The following is a 14,607-nucleotide window of genomic DNA, read 5'->3' as shown; positions in this document are numbered from 1 at the left end:
CCCAGCCGGAGCAGCGTCGTGCATAGCCTTATGCGGAAACCTTTGCCGCTTCCGCCTCGCGATGAATGCGCGCGACCATCGCGCGCAGGCCATTGGATCGCTGCGGCGTGAGATGCTCATCAAGCCCAAGCTTGCGCAGCACCTGTTCAGGATCTGTAGCCAGTATTTGCGAAGCCCTGCGGCCTGAATAAAGTGCGAGCACGATGGCCACCAGACCGCGCACGATATGGGCGTCCGAATCGCCGAGAAACTCGATGACGGGATCGGGACCGTCCTGCGGCAGCGTCTTGAGCCACACCTGGCTGACGCAGCCCTGAACCTTGTGCGCGGCGTCGCGCGCCTCATCGGGATAGGGCGGCAATTCCTTGCCAAGATCGATTACGTAACGGTAACGATCTTCCCAATCGTCGAGAAATTCGAAATCGGTTACGATATTATCAATTGTCGTCGTCATGATATTGGCCTGAAATTCCAAGCTGCTTTTATAGATCGTGCCTCTTATATAGGGATAAAGCATGTCGCCCGAAAGTGGGAACCGGTTTTCGGGATAACGACATGCGTTAAAACATAATCTTAGAGCGCATCCCGAAAAGTGTGAAACGGTTTTCGGAAAAGATGCGCGTAAAAAAATCTTAGAGCCAACGAAGGTCACGGAAAAGGTCGGCACCGCGCGCATTTACCTCGAAGCGGCGGAACTTGAATGCTGCAAGGCGCTTTCGCGTGGCGTGGGAACCGGAATGAATTTCTGCTGCACTTTGGCAGGCGTGGCGGCAGGCGGCGCGGCGGGGCTTTGCCTTGTGCCGAACTGTGCGCTCAGATAATCAAGGATTGCCCCGCTATTGGTGAGCAATTGTTGTGCCGAACTGGCGAGATATGATTGCCCCTGTTCGCAGAGCGATGGATTATCCAGACAGAATTTGCCGATTTCCATGGCGCTTTTACCATGGGCCAGTAATTGCTCTATCTCGTCGGGTTCCGTCTTTGCCGGGACCGGTGCCGCAACCTTCTGATGCGTTTCGTTCTTTGATTCCGCAGGCAGAAAATGCGGCATTATGGTAAATGCCAGCACCAGCCAGAATGCGGATTTGAGAGCAAAACGGATCATATCTGTGCGGTTCGTGTATCCATGTTCATTTAATTGGCGTCGATAGTCTGCGCTCAATTAGAAAAGATTCCGTAACCGGCCTTCAAGGAGCCTTGGGCCGCTTTCCCATCCACCTTCTGTTTACCATAGTGCCAGAAGCAGTGCTCCAAAGCAGCTTATTGCGGCGCTTCGCGCGCTCATGCGCTGCATTTTATCGTTTCTTTAAAGCCTCGCCTGCAATCTGGTGCAAGGGAAGCCGGATAGTTCCGGCAATCCGCAGATCGTTAAGTGAGTCAGGCACATTGAAAGCCATTTTTTTGAAGACAGCCGAAATCCGCAGCGCGCTTGCGCAGGCTTTTGCGCGTTTTCACGCCAGTTCCGTCCTCATGCCCGTCCTGTTACTGGCTGCGGTTCTCGCATCGGGCTTCGGTGCGGGCTTTGCCGAACTGGCGGTGCTTGTCGCAAGCCTTGCCGGAATGGCGATGGTTTTGAGCGCGCTTGGCCTCATGGGCCTGCCTGCGCCTTTTCTGGCCGCGCTCAATCTTGTGCTTTATGGCGCAGGCCTTTGCGCTGTCGGGCTTTTTGCCGGTGACAATGCCGCGCTGTGGCTGATGGCGGCGGCATTGCCGCTGGAAGTCTGGTTTGCAAGCCGCAGACCATCAGCCGTCTGGGCAGGCGTGGCTCTATCGGCGCTGATCCTGACCTCGTTTACAATCTCAGGCGGCAATGCGGTGGCCAGCGGTTCGCTCGCATCCGTCGCGGTTCTGCTGCTTTATACCGCAAGCCTCATTGCCCGCAGTTTTAACAGAAGCAGCGCGCCTTTGCCCGCAGCACGGCCGGTTGCCAGTCTTATGCCCGGGCATGGGGATATTCGAATCGCCATGGACCGTGAAGGCGTCATGCGCGATGTCGATGAAGGGACAGCCAGATTGCTGGGCGTCGAGGCCAGAATGCTTGAAGGCGCGGCCTTTATCGACCGCGTGCATGTGGCGGACCGGGTGCAATATCTCTCGCTGCTGGCCGATCTTCGCTGCGGCAAGGCCGCGCGTCCGGCGGATATTCGGCTGCGCTCCATGGAAAAAGGCAGTCCTGTTTTCCGCAGCTACCGGATGGAGGGGTTCTGTGCCGGTGACGACATCGTGCTGGCCGGACGCTCGCTGGCAGGCGAACAGGAACTCATCGAACAAATCGACGCGCTGAAAGCTCAGCTGGAAGCGGAACGAATTGGAAAAAACCGGCTTCTGGCAACCGTCAGCCATGAATTGCGCACGCCGTTAAATTCGATCATCGGTTTTTCCGATATGCTGTCCCATGAATTTTCCCAGGGCAGGCATTGCGGCCTCGAAAATGAAAAGCAGCGTGAATATGCCGGGCTTATTCACCAGTCGGGGCATTATCTGCTCGAACTGGTCAATTCGGTGCTCGATAATTCGCGGCTCGAACAAGGCAGCTACCGCATCGAACCGGGCAGTTTTGCATTTCGCGAAGCGGCGGATATGTGTGCTTCCATCATCTTGCCGCAGGCGGAGAAGAAGGGCATCGCCTTCTGTCACCGCGTCAATGCGGCTATCGGCGAGGTGGTGGCCGATCGCCGTGCGCTCCAGCAGATCTTGCTTAATCTCGCGGCGAATGCGGTCAAATTTACTGAGCGTGGCGGCTGCGTGACGATTGACGCGGCGCGGGTTGTGGCGGATGGCCGCGCCATGCTCGAAATCACCGTGTCGGATACAGGCATCGGTATTGCGCCTGAAGATATGCAGCGCATCGGAACGCCTTTCATGCGTGCAGACAACAGCTATACGCGCGCGCAGGAAGGCAGCGGCCTTGGCCTGTCGGTGGTCAAGGGGCTGGTGGAACTGCATCAGGGAACAATGAAGCTCAAAAGCAGCGTGGGCGAAGGGACGGTTGTCATCATTCATCTTCCCGTCGCCGGTCCGCAAAATCTGATCCAACCGCAATCTGATCCTCTGGGAGAGAGTGATCGGCAGCTTGGCACGGTGATCGATATGCACCGTCACCAGGGAGAACGGCATGACGAACGGCAGAAAGACGAAAACCGGAAAGAGGGCCATGCGCAAACCCGCAAAACGGCCTAGCCTCGGGCGTCGTCTGGTTCAGCTTTTTTTCAATTCGGCCTCGGCGCTTGCGATAGTCGCTGGAAATGTCATCGTGCGTAACCCGGTCCTGACCGGCGGCGCGACAGCATTCGCAGTCGTGATGGGCTTCGTTTCGGCCAATGCCTTATGGTATCAGCCGCAGGCTCACGACACGGTTTTTTTCCAGACCCGAAGCAATTTTTCATTCAAGGCGCTGCCGCGTCCCACATTGCCGGGGACGATGGCAGCCGGACGGAGCGCGGAAAGCCCGGCGCAATCAGCCGATACGGTTGCGGCCATATTGCAGGACGAGACCCCCGCGCCGCAGGCAGGGCAGGCGGCTGAACTCTCGCCCGACAGGCTGCAACTTGCGGATGTCGTCGACGAGATGCTTCCCGCCCTTGCCCCTAATGCCGATCTGGAGGTCGCACGATTGCAGCAGCGTCTTCTGGCGCTGGGCATCTACAAGGGAGAGGTCGATGGCTTCTCCGGCCCGCAGACCCGTAAAGCAGTGGAACGCTGGCAGGGGCTTCAGGCAAAGCTTGGCGTAAAGCAGAACGGTGCCGCAGCCCCCGCCGCAAATGATGCGGCCCGACCATCCGCTTTGCGGCAGGATGACGTGGCGAAGACCATCGAAGCGGCTGTTCCGGTTCCGCGTCCGCAACCCCAGCCGGTTTCGGTGCGCAGGCAGGTTCCGGCCCCGGCAGCGCCTGCGCCCGCGCAGCAACAGGCGGCGATCCCGTCACAGGATAAAATCTCCTCGCAGGATATTGTCCGCGTACAGGCCGGGTTGAAGGCTTTTGGCAATGACAGGGTCAGCGTGGACGGCGTTCCGGGCAAATCCACGCAGGAAGCCGTGCGTGAATTCCAGAAACTTTTCGGCCTGCCCGCCACGGGCGCAATCGATACCACGCTGATTGGCAAGATGCGTGAAATCGGCCTGATCAGTTGATGCGGAACATATCATGCGCCTGACTTCGGATTTCTGGGTTTCCGCATTGATCCGCAAGGTGCAGGGCGAGGGCGGTTTCGCCTATCTCGCCCGGCGCGGCGCCAAAGAGGCCGGGGCGATCTTCATAAAGACCACTTCGCGCTTGGGCTCATGCGATCTTTATGCGCCCGCGCCGCAAACATCTTATGACAGCCAGAATGACGGCGAACGCCTGTTTGCATGCGTTCTGCACGATTGCGATGATGAGAAAGCCGCCGCGCGCATGGAGCGCGAATTGCGCTTCGATCCGGATTTATGGCTGATCGAAATTGAGGATATTGCCGATGCGTCGAAGCTGTTCCGCGTGATGCCGGATGACGGCCTATCGCGATGAGCGCGTGCCGGAACCGTCTCAATTGGCGGCTTTTTCGACCTTCGCGCCGTCCTGTGCCTGCACCATCTCCCGCAGCTTGCTGCGCAGCAGTTTCGACATATCGTCGGCGCGCCAGCGCCTCACCAGCGCTGCGGCCTTGTCATGGTCGATGGAGCGATAAATATGCACGAATTCGCGCAGATTATCGCGGTCGGCATCGATCGGTCCCAGAACCGACGTCATGATGAGATAGCATTCCGACGCGGATAGACCGAGGGCGCGCAGCGCGATCGGCAGATAGGAATCGGGCCATTGCCCGATGATCGCATCGGCGCGCTCAAACGACAGATCAAGTGCGTCGGCAAGTGCCGTGCGGAAAATCTGGTCATCGATCAGCAAGGCCGTATTGATGAGATGACTGGCTCCCGTGATGGCCCCCGAACTCAAGAATGGCTGCCGCAACGACAATGCCATTTGCCCCGAACCGGTTTCATCGGATGGGGCGGGGTGGGCTGTGGCGGGCGGCTCGAATTGTTCGGTTTCCAGATTTTCCTGAAGCTTGAGCAGGCGATTGATGGCCGCATCGCTGAAACTGCGCAGCACGTCCTTGAGCAGCGGATCGGCGGATTGCCGACGTGCGATGGCGCGTGCATGGTCAAGGCCGTTCCTGCTGATCATATCGATCAGGTCTGCGGGGCGCAGCAGGGGCGAGCGCAGCAGCAGGGGAGCGGAAATCTCCACCGGCTCATTGGCAAGCGCCAGAACAAGGGAACGCGGCGCATGATCCAGCGGTGCGAGCGCGTTGGCCGCGCGCCGCTTGCCGCGTGCGCTCGCATTTTGCAAGAGCGGCAGGGCGAGGTCTTCAAATTGTTGGACATCCTGGCGTCCGGGGCGGGTAATGGCTGCAAAGGCGGCTATCGCCGCCACCAGAAGCTCGTCCGCCTTGCCCCCGCTATCATCCGGGAGCGATGGGCGCCGATTCCCTGAAATCTCTTCCAGAACGCGGAACTGGTCATTTGTCACGCAACTACCCCGGTAGGCTCTCAATCAGTACAGTTACACGGCCTGCCGAACGCCGTCGCCCGCCATGATAGACGCCAAGACTTAGCAACTCATTAACCGTGAGGCAGAGCGCATCTCCAATCAGGCCTGAAGAGCGTTCAACCGGCCTCATACAGGGCGCAATGGGCTTCATCGAAGAAGCGCTGTACCTCGATCTGCCAGCTTGAATCGGGAACGAAGGCGCGCAGGATGATCGCTCCTTCGCCGATACCTTGTTCGACCAGAATGGTGCGGCTGTCATTTTGCCGCCCCTCGGCACGCAGGCCGGCCATCCCGACCGAATCGGCGATAATGAGATCGAGCGCCTGTTCGGTCGATACATTGTCATTGAGGCTGTAAAGATTGTCGCCATTGGGCGCATAGACCGAAAGCGACCAGAAGGGCGGAGCGCCCCTGGTGGCAATCTGCACCGGCCCGTCCGCCAGATCGAAGCGGCACACGGCCTGCCGCATCAGCGGGTCCGGGTTGCTGAGCACGCCGGATTTCTGGTCGAGCGTGTAGAACCGATAGGCATCCCCCAGCGTCTCTATATGCGACCATGCGTTCTTGTCGGAATAGCGCGGCACCAGCAGCAAGATCGCGATATGCACGATCACTGCGCCGATAAGCCCTAACAGGATGAGATGCAGCAGCCTAGTCACGGCATCGGCCTCCCTGTCCGGGAATGGGCAGAAGACGCGGCATGAGGAGATCGACAAGGCCGGAGGAACTGGCCGCAGGCGTGTCGTAAAGGGTCATGACGAGGACGAAAGCCCCACCGCCGCCGACAGCGAGCCAGTTATCGGGGCTGGCTTCCGGCCCGATCGTGATCGAAACGCTCCCGTCCTCATTGTAAAGCATCTCGCGCGAATGCAGCGCTGGCTGCAAGCCCGTTCCGGGCGTAATGGGCCGCAGATCGGGACTGGCGGGATAAAGCGTCCAGAAACGCGCAGGCGGGGTAAAGCCGCTTAACCGATAGGTGCAGCCGCGCTGCAATTCGCGGCCATTATCGTCGCGCCGCGCATGAAAGGCGAGGGCCTCGGCAGCGCCCAGCGCCAGCGACGCCTTGCGCGCGGCCTGCGCCTTGGAATAGGGATCGGCCTCGATGGTGCCGGAAGCGGGAAAGGCGCTCCAGCTTCCGATCTGCAATTCGCCAAAGCCATCGAAATGCTCAAGCGCATAATCGGTGACCCATATGCCGCCGCCCAGTGCAATCGCCAGGACGGCCAGAACCTTGAATATCGTCTCTAGCATCGCGCACTCAAAGGACTGATACTTTCGCGCGCCCGGCAAGGGCGGGCACGGCCGGGGCATTTTGCAGCCGTTCATGCAATTCGCGCAGCGCCTGCGTGGCCGCAGGCGAAAGCACGCGCGGGGGCGCTGCCATCATTTCATCGGGCTGGCCGGTTGCGGCGACCTTGGGTTCCGCGGTCTTGGGCTGCGGCGGGAAGGGCGGCTCGATCCCCGGTATGGGTTTGAGTACGATATTCTGATGGGCATAATTCATCATGCGCTGCCATGCCATCGCGGGAAGAACGCCGCCCGTCAGCTTGTTCATCGGCGTGAAATTGTCATTGCCGAACCAGACGGCGGCGGTGAAGTTGCCGGTAAATCCGACAAACCATGCATCGCGATAATTCTGCGTCGTTCCGGTTTTGCCGCCAACGCGCGTCATGGGAAGTGCCGCGCGTCTTGCCGTGCCGCGTTCGGGCACCTGCACCAGCATGGAATTCATTTCATATGCGGCTTTTTCCGATAAGGCGCGGTGGGGTTTTGGCGCATCGCGGCGATAATCCCAGAGAACCCTGCCGTCCGATGACATGATCTGCGTGAAGGCGTGTCGTGTGCCCGCCATGCCGCCGCTGGGAAAGACATTGAAGCCCGTTGCCTGATCCATGACCGTCATTTCGGAAGTGCCGAGCACCATGGTCTTGTGCGAGGAAATGGGTGATTCGATGCCCATGGCTTTTGTCAGGGCGACAATGGGAGCGGTGGTGAGATAATCGCGCGCAAGGCGCACCGGCACGCTGTTGAGGGAACGCACCAGCGCTGTCGCCAGATCGACGCGGCCGGAAAAGCTGCGGCCATAATTGCGCGGCGACCAGTTGCCCCAGCTGATTGGCGCATCGGAAACAACCGTGGACGGCGTCAGCCCTTTTTCCATCGCCGCTGCAAAAACATAAGGTTTGAACGACGATCCGGACTGCCGCAAGGCGCTGGTCGCGCGGTTGAACTGGCTTTCGCCATAATCGCGCCCGCCGACAAGCGCGCGCACGGAGCCGTCATTGGCCAGCACGACGGTTGCCGCCTGCGAGACGTCATAGTCCGCGCCATATTGGCGAAGGTGAAATTCAAGCGATTCTTCGGCGGCTTTCTGCAGGTTGCGGTCGAGCGTCGTGCGCACGATCAATGTATGCTGCGGAATTGCTCCCGCGATGCGTTTGACTTCCTCAAAGGCCCAGTCGAGGAAATAATCCGGGCTTTCGTTCTTGGCCCGGTCGATGATGCTGGCCGGGTTGCGGCGGGCGACGGCGACCTGCCCGTCGCTCATGAAGCCGCTTTCGACCATGTTGGACAATACGACATTGGCGCGGGCGCGCGCCGCCGGCAGATTGACATGGGGCGCGAATTTCGCCGGTGCCTTGAAAAGCCCTGCCAGCATGGCGGCTTCCGCGAGCGAGACATCCTTGACGCTCTTGCCGAAATAAAATTCCGATGCCGCAGCAATCCCGAACGTGCCGCCGCCCATATAGGCGCGGTCGAGATAAAGCTGCAGGATTTCCTTCTTGCTCAGATTGCTTTCGAGCCAAAGGGCAAGGAAGGCTTCCTTGATCTTGCGCTCGATGGTGCGCTCATTGGACAAAAACAGGTTCTTGGCCAGCTGCTGCGTAATCGTGGAGCCGCCCTGCACGACGCCATTGGCGCGCAGATTCTGGTTGAGCGCGCGGCTCAACCCCCAGAAGTCGATGCCGTAATGCTCGAAAAAGCGGCGGTCTTCGGTGCCCAGAACCGACTTGATGACATGATCGGGCAATTCGTCGATGGGCACGGCCTGCCGGTGCAGGATGCCGCGCTGGCCGATCTCGTTGCCATAGCGATCAAGGAACGTCACCGCATAATCATCCTGCGAGCGCCAGTCTTTCTTGGTTTCCTCGAAAGCGGGAAGGGCTAATGCCAGCATCAGGACCGCGCCGATGACGCCCAGTGTGAAACCCTCGTCGAGAACCTCGACAACGAAACGCCGGAAGCCTTTGACGCGCAGGCGATTGGAAAGGATGGTGATGTTTTCCCATCCTTCACGCAAGCTGAAGCGCAGATTATAGAGCGCCGAATCGATCCATGCATCAAGACCGATCAGACGCGAAACCCGGAAGGGCCTGCGCTTGTTCTCATCTGGATCTTTATCAGCCGCTTTACGCATGAACGATGACTTCGGCACCCTCTGAATGTGGAGACGGACAAAACGTACCCGTCAATCATAACAGATTAGTAAGCCATAACTCATCTTAATTGGTAAACGGATATTGCAAATGAGGCATGGGAAGAAAATCAATTAATAGGAAAATAGTCCTTGACTGCGTAACGGTCCTTTGATAACTATAAGGCACAGTCGAGAAATTGCGGCTGAGGCCGAAGCAGCGTTGACCCCCGGCTGCTATCGGCACTGCAAAACCCCGAAAGGCCCCCCGCCTTTCGGGGTTTTGCATGAGGGGCCTTTGGGAATTACTTTTGAAAACAGCTAAGGGAGACGAGCGCCGCGAGGCGCGGGTCAGGCTGGCTTTTCGCCTGCAAATGAAACACGCCATCGAGGCTGCGCAGATCGCTGAAGTGCTGGGGCTTTCCGAGAAAGGCTATCGCGACCGCATCCGGCGTCTCCAGCTTGAGACGGACAGCCGCAATATGCCTTCCGCGACGGAATATGCACTGCAACGGTTACAGGCGGAACTGCGCAAGCTGATCGAGGGCGAGGAATTGCCCGATAAAAGCAAGGCGGAAGCGCTGATGGCGCTGGCGCGGGCCGTCAAGACGGTTGGTGAACTGGCATCCGAAACCGGCTCTTCTTCTGATGAAGGCGAGCGCGGGGCGGTCGTGAGCCTGAGCGAATTGCGGCAGGTGCTGGCACGTATAGACAGGAGAATTGAAGAACTTGCACAAAGGCGCGCGCGGGAAATCCTGGGCGGCGGGCTTGACGCAAAGACAGATATTAGCGGCGGAAAGCGAATGGCTGATAAGGGCGCGTGATGCGCAATTGCCGCCCACTGGCGACTGGCGGGTCTGGCTCATTTTAGGCGGTCGTGGTTCCGGCAAGACAAGGGCAGGGGCGGAGTGGGTTTCGGGAATGGCGCTGGGGCTGATGCCCTTTGCCGCCCGCCCCAGCGGGCATATTGCATTGGTCGGTGAAACCTTCGCTGATGCGCGCGAGGTGATGGTGGATGGCCCATCGGGCATTCTGTCGGTTTCGCGCATTGCGCGCCCGCGCTATGAGGCAACGCGGCGAAGGCTTTTATGGGACAATGGCGCGGTGGCGTCGCTTTTCTCGTCGGAAGACCCCGACGGCTTGCGCGGCCCGCAATTTGATGCGGCATGGTGCGACGAACTGGCGAAATGGAAAAATCCGCAGGAAACATGGGACATGCTGCAATTTGGTCTGCGGCTTGGGCAGCGTCCCCGTCAGGTCGTGACGACGACGCCGCGCGCGGTGCCGTTGTTAAAGACATTGATGAGCGATGCTTCGGTGTCCATGACCCATATGCGCACTGCCGAAAATGCCGCGCATCTGGCCGATGGTTTCATGCAGACCATCAACCAGCGTTATGCCGGAACCCGGCTGGGGCGGCAGGAGCTTGATGGCGAACTGATCGAGGAACGTGCGGGCGCATTATGGTCGCGTGAGCGCATCGAGCAAAGCTTCGAGCAGATTGCACCGCCGCTCGTGCGTATTCTGGTGGCGGTTGATCCGCCAGCCTCATCGGGCAAGGCGTCGGACGCCTGCGGTATCGTGGTGGCAGGGATTGACGAAGACGGCTTCGGCCATGTGCTGGCGGATGAAAGCATGGAAATGGCCAAGCCGCACCAATGGGCGCGCCGGGCCATCGCGCTTTATCATGCCTATGAAGCCGATGCGGTTCTGGCCGAGGTCAATCAGGGCGGCGAAATGGTCGCCGCCGTGCTTTCGGCGGAAGATGGGGCGGTGCCGGTTTTGATGCGCAGGGCATCGCGCGGCAAATATCTGCGCGCCGAGCCGGTGGCAGCCCTTTACGAGCAGGACCGGGTGCGCCATGCCGGGCGTTTTCCCGCGCTGGAAGACGAAATGTGCGATTTCGCACCCGACGGTCTGTCGAGCGGGCGCTCGCCTGACCGGCTCGATGCGCTGGTCTGGGCCTTGGGCGAACTCATGCTTGGTGCAGATCGAAAACCGCGCATCCGGCGGTTTGGCTGAAACAATCTGAACATATAAATGGAGAGCCAACATATGGCGTGGAATTGGCCGTGGCGCAAAAGTGCCGCGAATACACCCTCGCATCCGGCGGCGGAGCGGCAGACCAAAATGGCGACCGGCTTTGTGGCGCTGCATATGGAGCGCGGCGCATCATGGATCGCACGCGATTACACGACGCTTGCGCGTGAGGGCTTCATGCGCAATCCGGTGGCGCATCGCTGTGTGCGCCTGATCGCGGATGCCGCAAGCAATGTGCCCTGGCTTCTTTATGAAGGGGCGATGGAGCATGAAATCCATCCGCTGCTCGATCTGGTTGCGCGACCGCAGGCGGGTGTCGATGGCAGCAGCTTTTTCGAGCGGCTTTACGGTCATCTGCTGATTTCCGGCAATGCCTATGTCGAGCGGGTCGATCTGCCCAGCGGAAACTTCGAGCTGCACCTGCTGCGGCCCGAGCGCGTGACGCTTGAAACCGCAAGCGATGGCTGGCCGCTCTCGCTCGTCTATCGTTCCGGCGCGTCGAGCCGGGCGGTTTCGCTGGCGGGTATTGCCCCGGCGGGATTGCATCTGAAACTGTTTCACCCGCTCGATGACCATTATGGTTTTCCGCCACTCGAAGCGGCCCTTATGGCGCTTGATATTCACAATGCGGCGGGCGCGTGGAACAAGGCGCTGCTTGATAATTCGGCCCGGCCTTCCGGTGCGCTGGTCTATGCGCCAAAAGATGGCGGCAATCTGACCGAAGAGCAGTTCGAGCGCCTGAAAGCAGAGCTTGAAGACGGCTATACCGGGGCTGCGGGTGCAGGGCGTCCGCTTCTGCTTGAAGGCGGGCTTGACTGGAAGGCCATGGGCTATAGCCCGCAGGACATGGATTTCATTCAGGCCAAGAACAGTGCTGCCCGTGATATTGCGCTGGCCTTTGGCGTGCCGCCCATGCTGCTCGGCATTCCCGGCGACAATACCTACGCCAATTATGCCGAGGCCAACCGCGCCTTTTATCGCCTTACCGTGCTGCCGCTGATCGACCGCACGGCAAAGGCATTTGGCGGCTGGCTGGGGCCATTGTTCGGCAACGGCCTGCGGCTCGAACATGATGTGGACCGGATCGAGGGCCTGTCGCTGGAGCGTGAATCCCTGTGGCGGCGCGTTTCTGAGGCGTCATTCCTGAGCGATGACGAAAAACGCGATGCGGTGGGCTATCAGCCGCGCGTGTGAAGGAGGTTGTCATGAGTAACTGGAACGATGCGTTTCTGGCTTCCGATGCTGCATGGATATGGTTTTCCAAAATTGCCGGTGCGGTGGCCGGTTCTGCCGTTTCGCTCGCCTATATGCTGCCGCGCGGCAAGCGCGAGGCGGCGATCCGTTTTGCCGTGGGCATCATCTGCGGCATGGTTTTTGGCGGCGCGGCAGGCGTGAAAATCGCCGAATCCCTTGCCTTGCAGGAATCGCTTGGACGGGCCGAACTCATGCTGATGGGATCGGCTGCGGCAAGCCTTGCCGCGTGGTCGGCGCTGGGCATTTTCAAGCGCTTTGCCGAGCGGGCGAAACATGCGCCCTTACCGGGGTTCCTGCCATCGGAGAGGAATAGAAATGGCAAAAGCTGATTTCAGGCTCGAAACCAAACGCGCGCCCCTCGCATTGGACGAAGTGGAACTCGACGGCAGTTTCGGCGGTTATGCCAGCGTCTTCGGCTTGCCCGATCTCGGCAATGATGTGATCGAACGCGGAGCATTCGCGCAATCCCTGCAAAAGCGAAAATCATCGGGCGTGCGTATGCTCTGGCAGCATGATGCCGCAGAACCCATCGGCGTGTGGACCGCTCTTCGCGAGGATGCACGCGGGCTTTATGTCGAGGGCAGGCTGGCCAAGGGTGTGGCGCGTGCGCGCGAGGCGCTGGAACTCATGCGCAGCGGCGGGCTTGACGGGCTTTCCATCGGTTTTCGCACGATCAGGGCGCGCAAGGATGCGCGCACCGGCCTGCGCCATATACTCGAAGCGGACCTCTGGGAAATCTCGGTGGTGACGTTTCCGATGCTGCCGCAGGCGCGCGTCAGCACGATCAAGGCACAATTGCCCACGGTCAGACAATTTGAACGCTGGCTCACGCGGGATGCGGGGCTGAGCCGGGCTGCTGCCCGAACCGTCATAGCCAAGGGCTATGCGGCGCTGGCAGGCCATGAGGACCGGAACGGGCGGGACGCCATCCGGCAGGATGAGGCAGCACTTGCGCAGCGTATGCGCGCTGCTTCCAGACTTATGTTCCACAACGCGAAATAACAGGATGAACATGCAGAAAAATCATGCAATCCCGCTCGAAATTAAGAGTGTGGAAACCAAGGCGCTTGGCTCCAATATTGGCAATGACGGCGATGTGTCGGAAGCCTTTGACGAATTCATGACCGCCTTTTCCGCCTTCCGTGAAGCCAATGATGAACGTCTGAAAAAGGTCGAGAAAAGCGCTGATACGGATGTGCTGCTGCGCGAAAAGGTTGACCGCATCAACCGTGCGCTCGATGAGCAGAAACAGGCGCTTGATCACTATGTCATCAAGAATGCGCGCCCCCCGCTGGACACCGGCGCACCTGTCGCCAATATCGAACACAAGCAGGCTTTTGACGGTTACGTGCGCCGTGGCGACGAACAGCCGCTGCGCGGGGTCGAGCAGAAGGCGCATTCCTACGCATCCGGTCCCGATGGCGGCTATCTGGTTCCGGCGGAACTGGAAAGTGAGATCGGTCGCAGGCTTGGCGTCCTGTCGCCCATCCGCAGCATTTCCAGCGTGCGTCAGGTATCGGGCGCGGTGCTCAAAAAGCCGTTCTCGGTGAGCGGCCCTGCCGTGGGCTGGGTCGGTGAAACCGATGCGCGCCCGCAGACTGCTTCGGCAAGACTTGCCGAAATGCAGTTCCCGACCATGGAAATCTACGCCATGCCAGCGGCGACGTCTTCGCTTCTCGACGATGCCGCGATCAATGTCGAGCAGTGGATTGCCGATGAGGTGGAAGCCGCCTTTGCCGAGCAGGAAAGCGAAGCTTTCGTCACGGGTGACGGCGTGAACAAACCGACCGGTTTCCTTCATTACGACACGGTGGAAGACAGCGCCTGGGAATGGGGCAAGCTTGGCCATATCGCCACCGGCGTCGATGGCGCACTGCCTGATGAAGCCCCCTCCGACAAGCTGATCGAACTCATCTATGCGCTCAAAGCCGGTTATCGCCAGAATGCCAGTTTCGTCATGAACCGCAAGACGCAAGGCGTGTTGCGCAAGCTGAAAGACGCCGACGGCAATTATCTCTGGCAGCCCCCGGCGGCAGTGGGCGAGAAGGCTTCGCTCATGGGCTTTGGTCTGGTCGAGGCCGAACACATGCCCGACATTGCCGCCGATGCCACGCCGATTGCTTTTGGCGACTTTGAACGCGGCTATCTCGTGGTCGATCGTATCGGCGTGCGCGTCCTGCGCGATCCCTATTCCGCCAAGCCCTATGTGCTGTTTTACACCACCAAACGCGTTGGCGGCGGCGTGCAGGATTTCGATGCGATCAAGCTTCTGAAATTCTCTGCCTGATAAGGATGACAGCGGTTTGGCTGTTAATAATCTCAGGTCATTTCATTATCCCCTGCCGGATTTGGCAGCTAGACTCAGCTTTT

Annotated in this window: 15 protein-coding genes; 9 read left to right on the top strand and 6 right to left on the bottom strand. The window is 59.6% G+C overall.

Annotation, left to right across the window (positions count from 1 at the left end; genetic code table 11):
• Positions 1–28: 28 nt before the first annotated feature.
• Positions 29–454, bottom strand: a complete 426-nt coding sequence (locus DKP76_RS00230) for a SufE family protein (protein WP_109705096.1) — start codon at positions 452–454, stop codon at positions 29–31.
• A gap of 222 nt (positions 455–676) precedes the next feature.
• Positions 677–1,105 carry a hypothetical protein gene (locus DKP76_RS00225; RefSeq protein ID WP_109704438.1) on the bottom strand — a complete coding sequence of 143 codons (429 nt, stop codon included), beginning with the start codon at positions 1,103–1,105 and terminating at the stop codon, positions 677–679.
• Between the two features lie 281 nt (positions 1,106–1,386).
• On the opposite strand from DKP76_RS00225, the gene DKP76_RS00220 reads away from it, so the two are divergent.
• Genes DKP76_RS00220 through DKP76_RS00210 form a run of 3 tightly spaced genes read left to right on the top strand, consistent with a single transcriptional unit; the run spans position 1,387 to position 4,505 of the window.
• Positions 1,387–3,180, top strand: a complete 1,794-nt coding sequence (locus DKP76_RS00220; protein WP_425349352.1) for a sensor histidine kinase — start codon at positions 1,387–1,389, stop codon at positions 3,178–3,180.
• Positions 3,155–4,132, top strand: a complete 978-nt coding sequence (locus DKP76_RS00215; RefSeq protein WP_109704437.1) for a peptidoglycan-binding domain-containing protein — start codon at positions 3,155–3,157, stop codon at positions 4,130–4,132. The genes DKP76_RS00220 and DKP76_RS00215 overlap by 26 nt, the downstream gene beginning before the upstream one ends.
• Positions 4,133–4,145: 13 nt before the next feature.
• Entirely contained in the window at positions 4,146–4,505 is a 360-nt protein-coding gene (locus tag DKP76_RS00210) for a DUF1491 family protein (RefSeq protein WP_109704436.1), read from the top strand.
• Positions 4,506–4,523: 18 nt separating this feature from the next.
• Here DKP76_RS00210 and DKP76_RS00205 read toward each other — a convergent pair whose 3' ends face one another.
• The 4 genes from DKP76_RS00205 to DKP76_RS00190 all read right to left on the bottom strand — a co-directional run bounded on the left by DKP76_RS00205 (position 4,524) and on the right by DKP76_RS00190 (position 8,946).
• The gene (locus DKP76_RS00205) at positions 4,524–5,507 is read right to left on the bottom strand and encodes a DUF2336 domain-containing protein (RefSeq protein ID WP_109704435.1); all 984 of its coding nucleotides are present in this window, start codon (positions 5,505–5,507) and stop codon (positions 4,524–4,526) included.
• Positions 5,508–5,644: 137 nt separating this feature from the next.
• The gene (locus DKP76_RS00200) at positions 5,645–6,187 is read right to left on the bottom strand and encodes a DUF1254 domain-containing protein (RefSeq protein ID WP_109704434.1); all 543 of its coding nucleotides are present in this window, start codon (positions 6,185–6,187) and stop codon (positions 5,645–5,647) included.
• Positions 6,180–6,779, bottom strand: coding sequence for a DUF1214 domain-containing protein (locus DKP76_RS00195; protein ID WP_109704433.1), 600 nt, complete (start codon positions 6,777–6,779; stop codon positions 6,180–6,182). Before DKP76_RS00195 ends, DKP76_RS00200 begins: the two co-directional genes overlap by 8 nt.
• A 7-nt stretch (positions 6,780–6,786) precedes the next feature.
• Positions 6,787–8,946 (bottom strand): transglycosylase domain-containing protein, encoded by a 2,160-nt coding sequence (locus DKP76_RS00190; protein WP_109704432.1) that lies wholly within the window; start codon positions 8,944–8,946, stop codon positions 6,787–6,789.
• A gap of 308 nt (positions 8,947–9,254) precedes the next feature.
• On the opposite strand from DKP76_RS00190, the gene DKP76_RS00185 reads away from it, so the two are divergent.
• Genes DKP76_RS00185 through DKP76_RS00160 form a run of 6 tightly spaced genes read left to right on the top strand, consistent with a single transcriptional unit; the run spans position 9,255 to position 14,524 of the window.
• Entirely contained in the window at positions 9,255–9,767 is a 513-nt protein-coding gene (locus DKP76_RS00185) for a hypothetical protein (protein WP_109704431.1), read from the top strand.
• Entirely contained in the window at positions 9,673–10,965 is a 1,293-nt protein-coding gene (locus DKP76_RS00180; RefSeq protein WP_109704430.1) for a DNA-packaging protein, read from the top strand. Before DKP76_RS00185 ends, DKP76_RS00180 begins: the two co-directional genes overlap by 95 nt.
• Positions 10,966–10,998: 33 nt before the next feature.
• The gene (locus DKP76_RS00175; RefSeq protein ID WP_109704429.1) at positions 10,999–12,177 is read left to right on the top strand and encodes a phage portal protein; all 1,179 of its coding nucleotides are present in this window, start codon (positions 10,999–11,001) and stop codon (positions 12,175–12,177) included.
• A gap of 11 nt (positions 12,178–12,188) precedes the next feature.
• Complete coding sequence (locus DKP76_RS00170) at positions 12,189–12,566, top strand: DUF6107 family protein (protein ID WP_109704428.1); 378 nt, start codon at positions 12,189–12,191, stop codon at positions 12,564–12,566.
• Positions 12,553–13,239 carry an HK97 family phage prohead protease gene (locus DKP76_RS00165; RefSeq protein ID WP_109704427.1) on the top strand — a complete coding sequence of 229 codons (687 nt, stop codon included), beginning with the start codon at positions 12,553–12,555 and terminating at the stop codon, positions 13,237–13,239. The genes DKP76_RS00170 and DKP76_RS00165 overlap by 14 nt, the downstream gene beginning before the upstream one ends.
• 10 nt (positions 13,240–13,249) lie before the next feature.
• Positions 13,250–14,524 carry a phage major capsid protein gene (locus DKP76_RS00160; RefSeq protein WP_109705094.1) on the top strand — a complete coding sequence of 425 codons (1,275 nt, stop codon included), beginning with the start codon at positions 13,250–13,252 and terminating at the stop codon, positions 14,522–14,524.
• Positions 14,525–14,607: the final 83 nt, after the last annotated feature.

This window comes from Falsochrobactrum shanghaiense (genome assembly GCF_003149535.1).
GTDB lineage: Bacteria > Pseudomonadota > Alphaproteobacteria > Rhizobiales > Rhizobiaceae > Brucella > Brucella shanghaiense.
The sequence above is the reverse complement of the archived record's forward strand: the minus strand, read 5'-3'. Positions and strand labels throughout refer to the sequence as shown.

Coding starts and splice junctions, on each gene's coding strand:
- DKP76_RS00230 (WP_109705096.1), bottom strand. CDS start 454: ATGACGACGACAATTGATAATATCGTAACCGATTTCGAATTTCTCGAC.
- DKP76_RS00225 (WP_109704438.1), bottom strand. CDS start 1,105: ATGATCCGTTTTGCTCTCAAATCCGCATTCTGGCTGGTGCTGGCATTT.
- DKP76_RS00215 (WP_109704437.1), top strand. CDS start 3,155: ATGCGCAAACCCGCAAAACGGCCTAGCCTCGGGCGTCGTCTGGTTCAG.
- DKP76_RS00210 (WP_109704436.1), top strand. CDS start 4,146: ATGCGCCTGACTTCGGATTTCTGGGTTTCCGCATTGATCCGCAAGGTG.
- DKP76_RS00195 (WP_109704433.1), bottom strand. CDS start 6,779: ATGCTAGAGACGATATTCAAGGTTCTGGCCGTCCTGGCGATTGCACTG.
- DKP76_RS00190 (WP_109704432.1), bottom strand. CDS start 8,946: ATGCGTAAAGCGGCTGATAAAGATCCAGATGAGAACAAGCGCAGGCCC.
- DKP76_RS00175 (WP_109704429.1), top strand. CDS start 10,999: ATGGCGTGGAATTGGCCGTGGCGCAAAAGTGCCGCGAATACACCCTCG.
- DKP76_RS00170 (WP_109704428.1), top strand. CDS start 12,189: ATGAGTAACTGGAACGATGCGTTTCTGGCTTCCGATGCTGCATGGATA.
- DKP76_RS00165 (WP_109704427.1), top strand. CDS start 12,553: ATGGCAAAAGCTGATTTCAGGCTCGAAACCAAACGCGCGCCCCTCGCA.
- DKP76_RS00160 (WP_109705094.1), top strand. CDS start 13,250: ATGCAGAAAAATCATGCAATCCCGCTCGAAATTAAGAGTGTGGAAACC.